This is a genomic window from Amycolatopsis tolypomycina, from assembly GCF_900105945.1.
GTDB classification, from domain to species: Bacteria; Actinomycetota; Actinomycetes; order Mycobacteriales; family Pseudonocardiaceae; genus Amycolatopsis; species Amycolatopsis tolypomycina.
Window position 1 is genome coordinate 4,846,848 of the sequence record NZ_FNSO01000004.1, and the last position, 13,078, is coordinate 4,859,925.

General features: G+C 71.3%; 10 protein-coding genes and 1 pseudogene. 9 read left to right on the top strand and 2 right to left on the bottom strand.

Annotated features, from left to right (window positions below; all coding sequences use genetic code 11):
• Window positions 1-182 precede the first annotated feature (182 nt).
• The 5 genes from BLW76_RS31675 (at window position 183) to BLW76_RS31695 (ending at window position 4,921) form a co-directional block, all read left to right on the top strand.
• Entirely contained in the window at window positions 183-830 is a 648-nt protein-coding gene (locus BLW76_RS31675; protein WP_244170409.1) for a GntR family transcriptional regulator, read from the top strand.
• Window positions 831-942: 112 nt separating this feature from the next.
• On the top strand, window positions 943-2,295 hold the full coding sequence (locus tag BLW76_RS31680; RefSeq protein WP_091314317.1) for an MFS transporter: 1,353 nt from the start codon (window positions 943-945) through the stop codon (window positions 2,293-2,295).
• Between the two features lie 26 nt (window positions 2,296-2,321).
• On the top strand, window positions 2,322-3,167 hold the full coding sequence (locus BLW76_RS31685) for a transketolase (RefSeq protein ID WP_091314320.1): 846 nt from the start codon (window positions 2,322-2,324) through the stop codon (window positions 3,165-3,167).
• Window positions 3,164-4,141 carry a transketolase family protein gene (locus BLW76_RS31690; RefSeq protein ID WP_244170410.1) on the top strand — a complete coding sequence of 326 codons (978 nt, stop codon included), beginning with the start codon at window positions 3,164-3,166 and terminating at the stop codon, window positions 4,139-4,141. The genes BLW76_RS31685 and BLW76_RS31690 overlap by 4 nt, the downstream gene beginning before the upstream one ends.
• 18 nt (window positions 4,142-4,159) lie before the next feature.
• Window positions 4,160-4,921: an SDR family NAD(P)-dependent oxidoreductase gene (locus BLW76_RS31695; RefSeq protein ID WP_091314325.1), complete on the top strand. Its 762-nt coding sequence runs from the start codon at window positions 4,160-4,162 to the stop codon at window positions 4,919-4,921.
• Window positions 4,922-4,956: 35 nt separating this feature from the next.
• Here the strand turns inward: BLW76_RS31695 and BLW76_RS31700 are convergent, their stop codons facing one another.
• A complete protein-coding gene (locus BLW76_RS31700; protein ID WP_091314327.1) occupies window positions 4,957-6,561 on the bottom strand; it encodes a PucR family transcriptional regulator in 1,605 nt (534 codons plus the stop codon).
• 127 nt (window positions 6,562-6,688) lie between these two features.
• On the opposite strand from BLW76_RS31700, the gene hisD reads away from it, so the two are divergent.
• The 4 genes from hisD (at window position 6,689) to BLW76_RS31720 (ending at window position 12,178) form a co-directional block, all read left to right on the top strand.
• Window positions 6,689-8,014, top strand: coding sequence for a histidinol dehydrogenase (gene hisD / locus BLW76_RS31705; RefSeq protein WP_244170411.1), 1,326 nt, complete (start codon window positions 6,689-6,691; stop codon window positions 8,012-8,014).
• A gap of 96 nt (window positions 8,015-8,110) precedes the next feature.
• Entirely contained in the window at window positions 8,111-9,706 is a 1,596-nt protein-coding gene (locus tag BLW76_RS31710) for an APC family permease (protein WP_091314331.1), read from the top strand.
• Window positions 9,703-10,371: a ThuA domain-containing protein gene (locus BLW76_RS31715; protein ID WP_091314334.1), complete on the top strand. Its 669-nt coding sequence runs from the start codon at window positions 9,703-9,705 to the stop codon at window positions 10,369-10,371. The genes BLW76_RS31710 and BLW76_RS31715 overlap by 4 nt, the downstream gene beginning before the upstream one ends.
• A 19-nt stretch (window positions 10,372-10,390) precedes the next feature.
• Window positions 10,391-12,178, top strand: a complete 1,788-nt coding sequence (locus BLW76_RS31720) for a thiamine pyrophosphate-binding protein (protein ID WP_091314336.1) — start codon at window positions 10,391-10,393, stop codon at window positions 12,176-12,178.
• A gap of 17 nt (window positions 12,179-12,195) precedes the next feature.
• Here the strand turns inward: BLW76_RS31720 and BLW76_RS50540 are convergent.
• Window positions 12,196-13,022: pseudogene (locus BLW76_RS50540) on the bottom strand (LysR family transcriptional regulator).
• Window positions 13,023-13,078: the final 56 nt, after the last annotated feature.

Below are 13,078 nucleotides of genomic sequence, written 5' to 3' on the forward strand. Positions count from 1 at the left end.
CGCGCTGACCCGGCGGCGGGTCCGGTCCGCGCGCGGGCTTTCAGCCTGCACACGGTGCGTGCGACTGCAGGTTCGCGTCGACCAGTACCTCAAGCCGGCGGGTCATGACCGCTTCCCTCGCCCAACGCGGGGGTTGACTGTCGGCAGTTACACTGTCGACAGACGAGAGGAGACCCGGGACGGTGGACCCGCTGCCTGTGATGGACCGCAGCACGCTGCGCGAGCGGGTGCTGCAAGCACTGCGGTCGGCCGTCACCTCCGGCACCTACCGGCCGGGTGACCACCTCGGCGAGGTCGAACTCGCCGAGCGGCTCGGCGTCAGCCGCGGAACCGTGCGCGAGGCCCTGCGCCACCTCCAGCAGGAGGGGCTCGTGCGGGCCGGCATGCGGGGCATGCTGCGCGTCAACTCCCTGTCCGCCGAAGAGATCCGGGGGCTTTTCCGGGTGCGAGCCGCACTGGAGGGGCTCGCGGTCACCGAAATCATCGAGCAGCCCGGCCGGGAGCAGGCTGTGGCCGCCCTGCGCGCGGCCGTCGAAACCCTGGCGCGGGCCGGCGACGACTTCGTCACCCGCGTCGAGGCCGATCTGGGCTTTCACCTGCGGCTGTGCGAGCTGTCCGGCAACACGATGCTGGTCGAGTCGTGGCGCCACCTCGAAGGCCGGATCCGGATCACCATCATGAACCGCGGCCCCGAAGGCGCTCCGGCCATGATGACCCCGACCCGGCACGCGCCGATCATCGACGCCATCGAGCGCGGCGACCTGGACAAGGCCCTCGAAGTGGTGCACGAGCACATGGCGGCCGCCGCGGAGCACTTCACCGAGAACTGACCCCTCTTGACAGGTCCACCATCGGAGCGCATCGTGGTCGCATACTGTTGAGTGTTAACACTCAACTCTCGACCTACTTCCGCGTCCACCCTGACGGATCACTGGAGATCTCATGTCCGGACGACCAAGCCAGCCGGAAATCCGCGCGACCCTCGACGGGACCCCGGCCCGGCGCCGGGTGGCGCTCGGCTCCTCGATCGGCGCGACGATCGAGACCTACGACTTCATCGGCTTCGGCACCGCCGCGGCCCTGTACTTCAACCAGGCGTTCTTCCCGTCGAGCAATCCCCTGTCCGGCACGCTGCTGTCGTTCGCGACGCTCGGCGTCGGGTTCGCGGTCCGCCCGCTCGGCGGGATCCTCGGCGGGCACCTCGGCGACCGGATCGGCCGCAAGCCGGTCCTGGTCGGCTCCCTGCTGGTGATGGGTATCGCGACCGTGCTGATCGGCCTGCTGCCGACGTACTCCCAGGTCGGGGTGTGGGCCGGTGTCCTGCTGGTCGCCGTGCGGGTCGTGCAGGGCCTGGCGTTCGGCGCCGAATGGGGCGGCGCGATCCTGATGACCTTCGAACACGCGCCGTGGCGCAAACGCGGCCTCTACACCGGCCTCACCCAGGCCGGGTTCCCCGTCGGGCTGTTGCTGGCGAACACGGCGTTCCTGGTCAGCGTGCCGCTCGGCGACCAGTGGGCGTGGCGGGTCCCCTTCCTGCTCAGCGCCGTGCTGATCGTCGTCGGCATCGTCATCCGGCTGAAGGTCGAGGAGTCACCGGCGTTCGAGGAGCTCAAGGCCGAGGGCGAGGTCGCGAAGAACCCGCTGCTGGAAGTGCTGCGCACCGACTGGCGCAACGTCGTGAAGGCCTTCTGCCTGCGCATCACCGAAACCGCCGGCTACGCCCTGTCGGTCACGTTCGTGCTGTCCTACCTCTCGACCCAGAAGCTCGCCGACCGCTCCGTCACCCTGTTCGCGCTCATGCTCGCCGCCGGGCTCGGCATCGCCGCGACGACGCTGTGGGGCGCACTCACCGACCGGATCGGCCGGCGTCCGGTCTACCTGCTGGGCACGGTGATCACCGTGCTCTGGGGCATCCCGCTGTTCCTGGTCCTCAACACCGGCCAAGCGACCGCGATCGTGCTCGCGTTCGTCGTCAGCTACGCGGTCTGCCAGAACAGCCTCGCCGGGGTGCAGGGGGCCTGGTTCTCCGAGCTGTTCAACGCCCGAACACGTACCAGCGGCGCTTCGCTGTCCTACCAGCTCTCCGCCGTCGTGTCCGGCTTCACGCCGCTGATCGCCACCGCCCTGTTCACCGCCACCGGCTGGATCGGCCCGGCGCTGCTGTTCAGTGCCTTCGGCCTGCTCGGCCTGGTCGCCACGCTGCTGACCCGCGAAACCTGGGGCCGCGCCGAACGCGAACGGGTCGACGCTCTCGAACGCGAACTCACCGCCGCCAAGCCTGCCCCGGTCAGCTGAAACCCGTTGTATGCAAGGAGAAACCGATGATTTCGGCACCACCCCGCGAGCAGCGGCTGCGCGCGGCCGCCACCCGGATCCGCCGCCACGCACTCACGATGGGCGAAGTGCAGGGCCAGGGCTACATCGGCCAGGCGCTGGGCGTCGCCGACATCCTCGCCGTGTTCTACGCCCGCGGCGACGGCGAGCTGCGGCTGCGTCCCGAAGACCCCGGCTGGGACGGCCGCGACCGGTTCCTCCTCTCGATCGGCCACTACGCCATCGCGCTGTACGCCGCGCTCGCCGAGGCAGGCACGATCCCGCTCGAGGAGCTGGAAACCTACGGCGCCGACGAGTCGCGGCTGCCGATGTCCGGGATGGCCTCCTACACACCCGGCATGGAGATCTCCGGCGGCTCACTCGGGCACGGCCTCGGCGTCGCGTGCGGCATGGGACTCGCCCTGCGTCACCGCGGCAACCCGGCGCGCGTGTTCACCCTTCTGTCCGACGGCGAACTGGACGAGGGCTCGACGTGGGAAGCCGCGATGGCCTGCGCCCACCACGAACTCGGCAACGTCACCGCGATCGTCGACGTCAACGGCCTCCAGGCCGACGGACCCACCCCCGGCGTCCTGCGGACCGAGCCGGTGACCGAGAAGTGGCGCGCCTTCGGCTGGCACGCCGTGCGCGTCGACGGCAACGACATCCCGGCCCTGCTCGACGGCCTCGCCGAGCTCCGCGCGCACACCGGCGGCCCGTCGGTGCTGATCTGCGACACCCGCATCGGCCGCGGCGTGCCGTTCCTGGAGAGCCGGGAGAAGGCGCACTTCATGCCCGTGGCCGAGCACGAATGGCAGGCCGCCCGCGACCAGCTCGAAGGAGCGCACCAGTGACCACCCGCTTGACGACGTCGGCGATGATCGCCTCGTTCGCCGACCCCGGCCAGCGCACCAGCCCCGCGCCGTTCGGGCACGCCCTCACCCGGCTGGCCGAGGAGCGGCCCGAGATCGTCGGGCTGTCGGCCGACCTGGCCAAGTACACCGACATGCACGTCTTCCGCGACGCGCACCCGGACCGCTTCTTCCAGATGGGCATGGCCGAGCAGGTCATGCTCGGCGCGGCCGCCGGCATGGCCGAAGCCGGGCTCGTCCCCTTCGCGTCCACGTACTCGGTCTTCGCGACGCGGCGGGCGTATGACTTCCTGTGCCTCGACATCGCCGAACCCGGGCTGAACGTCAACGTCGTCGGTGCGCTGCCCGGGTTGACCACCGGCTACGGACCCAGCCACCAGGCCACCGAGGACCTGGCGATCCTGCGGGCCTGCCCGGGCCTGACGATCGTCGACCCGTGCGACTCGGTCGACATCGAGCAGGCGGTGCCCGCGCTGGCCGCGCACCCCGGACCGACGTACCTGCGGCTGCTGCGCGGCAAGGTGCCGACCGTGCTCGACGAGTACGGCTACCGGTTCCAGCTCGGCAAGGCCGCGGAACTGCGCGGCGGCCGCGACGTGCTGTTCGTCTCGACCGGGCTGATGACCATGCGTGCCCTGCAGGCCGCGGCCCGGCTCGAAGCCGACCACATCGACGCCGCCGTGCTGCACGTGCCCACGATCAAGCCGCTGGACACCGAAACCATCCTCGCCCGACTGCGCACCGACCGGCTCGTCGTCACCTGCGAGAACCACACGGTGGTCGGCGGGTTGTCCGAAGCCGTCGCGGCCACTGCCGCCTACGGCCGCACCGGGTCCCGCATCATCGCCGCCGCGCTGCCCGACGAGTTCCTCGCCGCCGGTGCCCTGCCCACCCTGCACGACCGCTACGGACTGTCCACCGACGCGCTGTGCGCCCGCGTCAAAGCCGAACTCTGACCAGCTCGAGAGGAACTCATGACTGTCACCGACAAGACCGCCGTCGTCACCGGCGCCGCTTCCCGGCGCGGGATCGGCCGGGCGACCTCGCACGCCCTGGCCGCCGCGGGCTGGAACATCGCCGTCCTCGACCTCGACGAAGCCGGCGCCAAGGCGGCAGCCGACGAAATCGCCGGCACGCACGGCGTCCAGGCCGTCGGCTTCGCCTGCGACGTCACCGACGAGACCTCCGTCGGAACCGCCGTGGCGACCCTCACCGCCGACGCACCCCCGATCGGCGCGCTGGTCAACAACGCCGGGATCACCTCCCCCACTCCGTTCCTCGAGGTCGACGCGGCCGAGTGGGACCGCATCTTCGCCGTCAACGTCCGCGGCGCCTACAACATCACCCGCGCCCTCGCGCCCGGCATGGCCGAGCGCGGCTTCGGCCGGATCGTGTTCCTGTCCTCCGTCTCGGCCGAACGCGGCGGCGGCGTGTTCGGCGGAGTCGCCTATTCCGCGGCCAAAGCGGCCCAGCTCGGCTTCGCCCGGGCGCTGGCCCGCGAACTGGGCCCGCACGGGGTCACGGTGAACAGCGTCGCCCCCGGGCTCATCGACACCGACATCACCGGCGGGCTCCTCGAAGGCGAACGGAAAGCCGCCTTGCTGGCGGGCATCCCGGTCGGCCGCAACGGCCGTACCGCCGACGTGGCCGACCTCATCACGTACCTGTGCCGTGCGGAGTCGAGCTACATCACCGGCGCGACCTACGACGTCAACGGAGGCTCACACATCCACTGAGCCGAAGTAGCCGGTGAGATCGGCACGGTTACCCGTCAAGGGTGCCGAGGGGTCCGGCGGCGCAGCAGGTCGTACCCCCGAACGGCGAGCTGGAGCCGTTGCTGGTTGTCCACATCGGCCGGGTCGAGCCCGAGGATCTCCCGCAGCCGGTCGAGGCGGTGGTACAGGGTGCGCCGCTGGACGAACAGCGCCTCGGCGGCGCGCGCCTTGTTGCCGCCGCAGGTGAGGAAGGTCCGCAGGGTCGGCAGGAGCGGATTGCTCGTGTGGGCGTCGTGCTCGAGCAGGGCACCCAGTTCGTCCTCGACGTAGCGGGTGAGCTCGGGGCCTTCGGACAGGGCGACCAGCAGGCGCAGGGCGCCGAGGTCGTCGAAGCGCAGCAGCTCGCACCCCGGCGCGGACGCGGCGACCGACGCGGCACTGCGGCCTTGCCGGACGGCCTGGGGCAACGCCGCCGGCGCGACCACCCGGCTGACCCCGCCCCGGACGCCGTGGCGGGTCAACGCGTCCAGCAACGCGGCGGCACCTTCCTCGAGACCTACCACCGCGAGGTCGAAGTCCCCGATGTCGCCGACGACCGCCGGCCACCGCCCCTCGCGCAGCAGCCGGGCGAGGTCCTGGTCGCCGAAGGGTTCCCCGCCCGCCTCCCGGGCCGTGACCACGACGATCAGCTCACGGTCGCGCAGGTCCTGCCCGAGGGCGAGCCCGCGGCTGACGAACTTCTCGCCCGAAATGTCCCCGAGCAGCAGCCGGTTCAGGAGCGCGCCCTGACGCTGGGCCGCGCGGGCCCCGCTCTCGCGTTCGCTGAGGAGGGTGATCGCGATCGCGGCGGCCGCGCGTTCCATGGCCCGGAGGTCGGCGGAGCTCGGTTGCGCGCCGCCGTGCAGCAGGTGCAGCCAGCCCCACGACTCCCCGCGCAGGATCACCGCCGTCCGGGCGCACGCCACGACCTGGCTGAACGAGCCCGCCCGGGCCTGGGGGCGGGAGGATTCCCCGGTCAGGATCGGGTGGTGACGCTCGTGGATCGCCCGCGAATGCGTGTCCCACCCGGCGACCAGGTCGTCCGCGGCCGGTGTCGAGCCACTGTAGGCGAGCATCCGGTGCGCCACGTCCTCGAGCACCACCGCGTGCCCGGTGCGCCTGGCCAGTTCGCGCACCATGCCGACGTAGTCCTCGTCGGCCAGCAGCAGGTCCATGAACGCCTGGCCGGTGGCCTCCTCGGCGATCAGCCGGCTGACCCGCGTCTCCACCAGGACCTCGTGGACCTGCGCGGAAGCCTCCACGAACGGGATCTCGTCGGCGAGCCCGACCAGTGGCAGGCCGACCGCGCGGGCCTCGTCGACGACAGCCTGCGGCATCGAGCCGAACATCCGGCCCGCCAGCTCGACCACGAGGACGGCCGCGCGGGCGTCGGCGAGGCGGCGGATGAACGCGCGCTGCTCGGCCTCGGTGTGGCCCATCCCGAGCCCGGCGGTCAGCAGCATCTCCTGCCCGGACAGGAACCGGTGGATGTCGGGGATTTCGCCGGTGTGCACCCAGCGCACCGGCTGGTCGAGGCCGTCTTCGCCGGCGAACACGTGGACCGTGGTCCGCTGGAACACCTCGAGTTGCAGGGCGTCGCGGACAGTGAGCACCTCGGCCATGTGGACTCCAGTGTGTGAAACGTATCGGCTCACTATTACACGGATTGTGTCTGCCGGGCCGGTCCGCCGATGCGCAGACTTCTTCCTCAAGCCACCAGGGGTCACCGGTTCGGTAAGGGAGTGTGCAGTGTCCACAGCGGCCAAGCTCGTGAAGAAGCCCGTCGCGGAGACGGCGTCGCGGACCAGTCGGCCCGAGATCGCCGACACCGTCTCCGAAATCATCGCCGACGTCCGCCGGAACGGCGACGCCGCCGTCCGGCGCTGGTCGGAGAAGTTCGATTCGTGGACCCCGGACTCCTACCGGCTCGGGCCGGACGACATCGCCGCGGTGGTCGCCTCCGTGCCCGAAACCGTCCTCGACGACCTGCGGTTCGTCCAGCGGCAGGTGCGCGGGTTCGCCCAGGCCCAGCGGGAGTCCCTCGCCGACTTCGAAGTGGAGACGCTGCCCGGCGTCTACTTGGGCCAGCGGAACATCCCGGTCGGCGCGGCCGGTGCCTACGTCCCGGGTGGCCGGTACCCGCTCACGGCGTCCGCGCACATGACAGTGGTGACCGCCAAGGTCGCCGGCGTCGACCGGGTCGCCGCCACGACGCCGCCGGACCGCGGAACGCCGCCGCCGATCAGCATCGCGGCCATGCACCTGGCCGGCGCGGACGAGATCTACGTCCTCGGCGGCGTGCAGGCCGTGGCCGCGCTCGCGCTCGGCACCGAGACGATCGCCCCCGTCGACATGCTGGCCGGACCGGGCAACGCCTACGTGGCCGAGGCCAAGCGCCAGCTGTTCGGCGAAGTCGGCATCGACCTGTTCGCCGGCCCGACCGAGGTGCTGATCGTCGCGGACGAGACCGCGGACCCGTTCGTCGTCGCGACCGACCTGCTGTCGCAGGCCGAACACGGACCGGACTCCCCCGCCGTTCTCATCACCACGTCGGAGGAGGTGGCGGCGCGCACGATCGCCTACATCGAAGAGCTGCTGCCCGGCCTGCCCACCGGCGACGTCGCCGGCCGCGCGTGGCGGGACAAGGGCGAAGTGCTCGTCGTCGAAAACCTCGACGCCGCCTACGCGCTCGCCGACGAGTACGCCAGCGAGCACGTCCAGATTCTCACCGCCGAACCCCGCGCCGCGCTGCGGAAGATGCGCAACTACGGCGCGCTGTTCCTCGGCGACAAGACGTGCGTCGCCTACGGGGACAAGGTGATCGGCACCAACCACGTGCTGCCGACGCTGGGCGCGGCCCGCTACACCGGCGGGCTGTGGGTGGGCAAGTACCTGAAGACCGTGACGTACCAGGAGATCCAGGACGCCACGTCCAGCGCGGAGCTCGGCGAGATCTGCGGCCGCGCGTCCCGGCTGGAGAACTTCGAAGGACACGCGCGCTCGGGCGACATTCGCAGCGCACGCTTCGGTTCGGCTCCGCTCGAGTGGACCGATCACACTTTCGGGCGCGCCTGACCGGCGCGAGCGGGGGATCTTCCGCGCCGAGCCGGTCGACCACGGTGACGCGCGACTGCACCAGGAGCATCATCACTTCGGCCCCCGGAGGTCGCCATGACAACCGACAACCCCGCGGTTTCCCGCACCGCACCCGCATCTCCCGACGGCACCGCACCCGTTTCGTCCCGTGAGGACGCCGAACTCCTCGCCGCGCTCGGCTACCAGCAGCGCTTCGACCGCAAAGTGAGCCTGTGGGCGAACTTCGCGCTCGGCTTCGTCTACCTCTCGCCGCTGGTCGGCGTGGTGTCGCTGTTCGCCGTGGGCCTTTCGACGGCCGGGGGGCCGTCGATCTTCTGGATCGTCATCGTCGGGCTCGGCCAGCTGCTCGTCGCGCTGGTGTTCGGCGAGGTCGTGTCCCAGTTCCCACTGGCCGGCGGGCTCTACCAGTGGTCACGCCGGCTGTGGAACGGGCGCTACGCGTGGTTCACCGCGTGGATCTACATCGCCTGCATCACGATCGGGATCACCAGCACGGCGTTGTTCAGCTCGGACTTCGTGGCCAGCCTCTTCGGCGGCACCTCGGCCGAGCCGGGCGTGACCTCGACGCCCGGGCAGCGGCTGGTCATCGCGATCGCGGTGACCGCGGTCTGCTTGCTGTGCAACAGCTTCGGCACCCGCACGCTCGCGGTCATCTCCAAGATCGGGCTCGCCGCGGAGCTCATCGGGATCGTGCTGGTCGGTCTCTACCTGCTGATCTTCCAGCGCCACAACTCGATTTCGATCTTCTTCTCGACCTCGGGCGTCAACCACCCGGGAAGCTACCTCGGCGCGTTCCTGGCCGCGTCGCTCGTCGGGCTCTTCCTCTTCTACGGGTTCGAGGCCTGCGGCGAGGTCGCCGAGGAGGTGCCGAACCCGGCCCGCAGCATCCCACGGGCCATGCAGCTGACCGTCGTCGTCGGCGGGGTGGCCGCGCTGTTCGCGTTCGCCGGATACGCGCTCGCCGCGCCGGACCTCGGCTCGATCCTTTCGGGGCAGGACACCAACCCGATCCCGGCGATCCTGCAGAGCTCGATCGGCCTCGTCGGCACCAAGCTCGTCCTGATCGTCGCGCTCACGTCGTTCATCGCCGGCGTGCTGAGCCAGCAGGCGGCGGCGAGCCGGATCGTGTTCTCCTTCGCCCGCGACGACATGTTCCCGGGCGCGCGGATCTTCTCGAAGGTGACGGCCCGGCACCGGGTGCCGATGAACGCGCTGCTCGCGGTGAACGTCCTGCCGGTGCTGATCTTCGTGTTCGTCTACTTCTCCCCGGACTCGCTCGTGCGGATCGTGGCGTTCCAGGTGCTGGCCGGCTACCTCGCGTTCCAGATGGTGGTGCTCGCCGCGCTGCGGATGCGGCTGAAGGGCTGGCGGCCCGCCGGGGCCTGGACGCTGGGCCGGTACGGCCTGGTCGTCAACGTCGCGGCACTGGTCTACGGCGTGCTCGCGATGATCCTGCTGGCCGCGCCCACCGGCGACGCGAGCACCTCCTTCGTGGACCGCTGGATCGCGTTGATCGGCTTCCTGATCGTCTCGGCGGTGGGGCTGGTCTACCTGCTGGCCGCCAAGCCCGACCGGAAATCCACCGCACCGGAAGGCGACGCGATCGAGATCGCCGCCCGGCTGCGGGACCGTGCCGCCTCGGTCGCCGAGGCAGAAAGGAGGACCGCGTGACCCGCGTGCTGTATCTCTACGGCGGATGGCCGGGGCACAAGCCCTACGACATCGCCGACAAGTGGGCCCTGCCGCTGTTCGGCGAGCTCGGTTTCGAGGTCACGGAGACCAACGACGTCTTCGCGCTCGACGCCGACCTCGCCGGCTACGACCTGATCGCGCTCAACTGGAACAACGCGCTGCTGTCCGAAGGCCTTTCGGCGGCGCAGGAGGACAGCCTGCTCGGCGCGGTCGAGGCGGGCACCGGGATCGCCGCCTGGCACGGCGCGGCGGCGGCCTTCCGGCTGAGCCTGAAATACCACCTGCTGCTGGGCGGGAGCTTCCTGGAGCACCCGGCGGGCGAGGGCGTGAAGTACCCCTACCGCGTGTCCATTGTGGACCACACGCACGAGGTCACCGCGGGGGTGCAGGACTTCGCCGTGGCGTCGGAGCAGTACTACATGTCGGTCGACCCGAACAACCACGTGCTGGCGGAGAGCACGTTCACCGGCGAACACCTGTCCTGGCTCGACGGCCGGACGATCCCCCAGGCCTGGACCCGCAACTGGGGCCGGGGGCGGGTCTTCTACAGCGCCGTCGGCCACGACCTGGACGACCTGCAGAACCCGGACGTGACCCGGCTGTGCAAGCAGGGTTTCGCCTGGGCCGCGCGCCGCAGCCACTGAACACAGAACGGAGAGTCACATGCCTGTCCTCACCGGCGGCCAGATCGTCGCGCGGACCCTGCACAACTACGGCGTCGGCTACGTGGCCGGCATCCCCGGTCACGGCATCTGGTCCCTGACCGACGCCTTCCTGGACGACGAGTCGAAGATCCCGTTCGTCCAGACGTTCCACGAGCAGAGCGCGGTCCACCTCGCGGACGGCTACTACCGCGCCACCGGCCGCCCGATCGCCGCGGTCACCTCGATCGGCGCCGGCGCCAGCAACACGGTGATCGGCATGGGCACCGCGTTCACCGACTCGACGAGCGTGCTGGTCATCACCGGCGGGCCCCCGACGCACATGCGCGGCCACGGCCTGCTCCAGGAGCTCGACCGCTACACGGCCAACGACTTCCCCAAGGTCGCCGAGGCCGTGAGCAAGCGGCACTGGGTGGTGACCCGGGTCGAGGAGCTGCCGTTCGTCCTGCACCGGTGTTTCAACTCGATGCTCACCGGGCGGCCCGGCCCGGTGCACCTCGAGGTCCCGATGGACGTCCAGGCCGAGGCCGCCGACGTCCAGCTGCACGACCTCGAGCGGCGGATCCCGGTCGGCCGCCAGCACCCGGACCCGCTCGCCATCGACCGCGCGGTCGAGGTGCTGCGCGGCGCCCGGCGGCCGGTCATCGTCGTGGGTGGCGGCGCGATCACGTCGGAGGCGGGCGACCAGGTCAAGGCGCTGGCCGAGCGCTGGTCGATCCCGGTCGTGACGACCTGGAACGGCAAGAGCGCGTTCCCGGAGGACCACGAGCTGTTCGCGGGCAGCGTCGGGCAGACCGGCACGCTGGTCGGCAACGCGATCGCGAGCTCGGCGGACGTCGTCGTGTCGGTCGGGTGCCGGTTCACCGACTGGTCCGCCTCCAGCTACGCCAAGGGGATCAGCTTCTCCATCCCGCCTGCCAAGCTGATCCACATCGACATCGACCCGCACGAGATCGGCAAGAACTACCCCGCCGAGGTGGGCATCGTCGCGGACGCGCAGCGCGCGGTGGGCGCGATCGTGGACTCCCTGCCCCGCGCGGCCGCGGACCGTTCGGAGTACCTGGCCGAGCTGGCTCAGCTGAAGCAGGACTGGGAAGAGAAACTCGCCTCCCGCCGCGACAGCGACCGCTACCCGTTCACCTCCCAGCGCCCGCTGGGGGCATTGCGCGCCGCACTCCCCCGCGACGCGATCATCGTCGCCGGATCGGGCAACACCCAGGGCGCCGTCAAACAGACGTTCCCGGTGTACGAGCCCCGCACGCACCTGACGTCCGGGGGCTTCTCGTCGATGGGGTGGGCGATCCCCGCCGCCGTCGGCGCGAAGCTGGGCGCACCCGACCGCACGGTCGCCTGTGTCCTGGGCGACGGCGACTTCCTGATGACGGCGCAGGAGATCGCGCTGAGCGTCACGACCGGGGCGCCGGTGGTGTTCGTGGTGCAGAACAACGCGGGCTACATGTCCATCCGGGGCGGGCAGCGCAAGCAGACGTCCCGCCACATCGGCACGGAGTTCTCGCGTCCGGACGGGACACCGTACAGCCCGGACTTCGCCGCGCTGGGTGCCTCGTTCGGGATCGAGTCGTGGAAGGTGCCGGACGCCGAGTCGCTGGAGCCGATCCTGCGCAAGGCCGTCCAGTCGGGCGAGCCGGCGCTGGTGGAGGTGCCGACCGACCGGGACGCGGCCGGCCCGTGGGTGCCCGGCTGGTGGGACTTCCCGATCCCGGCCTACGTCACCGACGAGCGCCAGGACGAGTACCACCGGACCCGGGCGACCGAGCAGCACCTCTGACGTCGCGAACCGGGCGCTCAGCCGCGGGTGGCCACGCGGACCAGATCGGCGAGCGCCCGGGAGCGGCTGTGCGGCGGCCAGGCGATGACCGTCGTCACGACGTGGGCGTCGGTGACCGGCACGGCGGCCAGGCCTTCCGGCAGGTCCGCGCGGCTGGATTCGGGCAGCACCACGGTGGTGCGGCCGAGCGCGATCAGCTGGAAGAGCTGGGTCAGGTTGCGGACTTCCGCGCCGGGGCCCTCGGGGGAGCGGCCGCCGGGCCCGGGCCAGCGAGCCGGCGGGAGGTCCGGCAGGGCGCCGACCTCCGCCAGCCGGACTCCGGTCCGGACGGCGAGCGGGGCACGATCGCGACCTGGCCCTCGGTGTGCAGGACTTCGGTGTCGAGCCCGGCCGCCGAGTCGAAGGGCAGGTGCAGCAGGGCCACGTCGGCCCGGCCGTCGTGCAGCGTCTGCTGGGGCTGGGCTTCGCACAGCAGCAGGTCGACCGCGACCGCGCCCGGCTCGGCGGCGTACGCGTCGAGCAGCTTCGTCAGCAGCTCGCGGGCGGCACCGGCCTTCGCGGCCAGGACCAGCGACGGCCGGTCGACGGCGGCCCGCCGGGTGAGCCGCTCGGCCGTGGCCAGCGCCCCGAGGATCGCCCGGCCTTCGGTCAGCAGCACCGCGCCGGCTTCGGTGAGCGAGACCTTGCGGCTGGTGCGCTCCAGCAACGTGACGCCGAGCCGCCGCTCGAGCCGGGCGATCGTCCGCGACAGCGGCGGCTGGGCGATCCCCAGCCGCTCGGCGGCCCGGCCGAAGTGCAGCTCCTCGGCGACGGCGGCGAAGTACCGCAGCTCCCGTGTCTCCACCCGGTCAGGCTACCCGCCGATTCATGTCGTGCGGGTATCGATGCCTGACCCGAGCG

Excerpts from the sequence above, each read along its gene's own strand:
- BLW76_RS31680 (WP_091314317.1), top strand. The coding sequence starts at position 943 with ATGTCCGGACGACCAAGCCAGCCGGAAATCCGCGCGACCCTCGACGGG.
- BLW76_RS31685 (WP_091314320.1), top strand. The coding sequence starts at position 2,322 with ATGATTTCGGCACCACCCCGCGAGCAGCGGCTGCGCGCGGCCGCCACC.
- BLW76_RS31695 (WP_091314325.1), top strand. The coding sequence starts at position 4,160 with ATGACTGTCACCGACAAGACCGCCGTCGTCACCGGCGCCGCTTCCCGG.
- BLW76_RS31700 (WP_091314327.1), bottom strand. The coding sequence starts at position 6,561 with ATGGCCGAGGTGCTCACTGTCCGCGACGCCCTGCAACTCGAGGTGTTC.
- BLW76_RS31710 (WP_091314331.1), top strand. The coding sequence starts at position 8,111 with ATGACAACCGACAACCCCGCGGTTTCCCGCACCGCACCCGCATCTCCC.
- BLW76_RS31720 (WP_091314336.1), top strand. The coding sequence starts at position 10,391 with ATGCCTGTCCTCACCGGCGGCCAGATCGTCGCGCGGACCCTGCACAAC.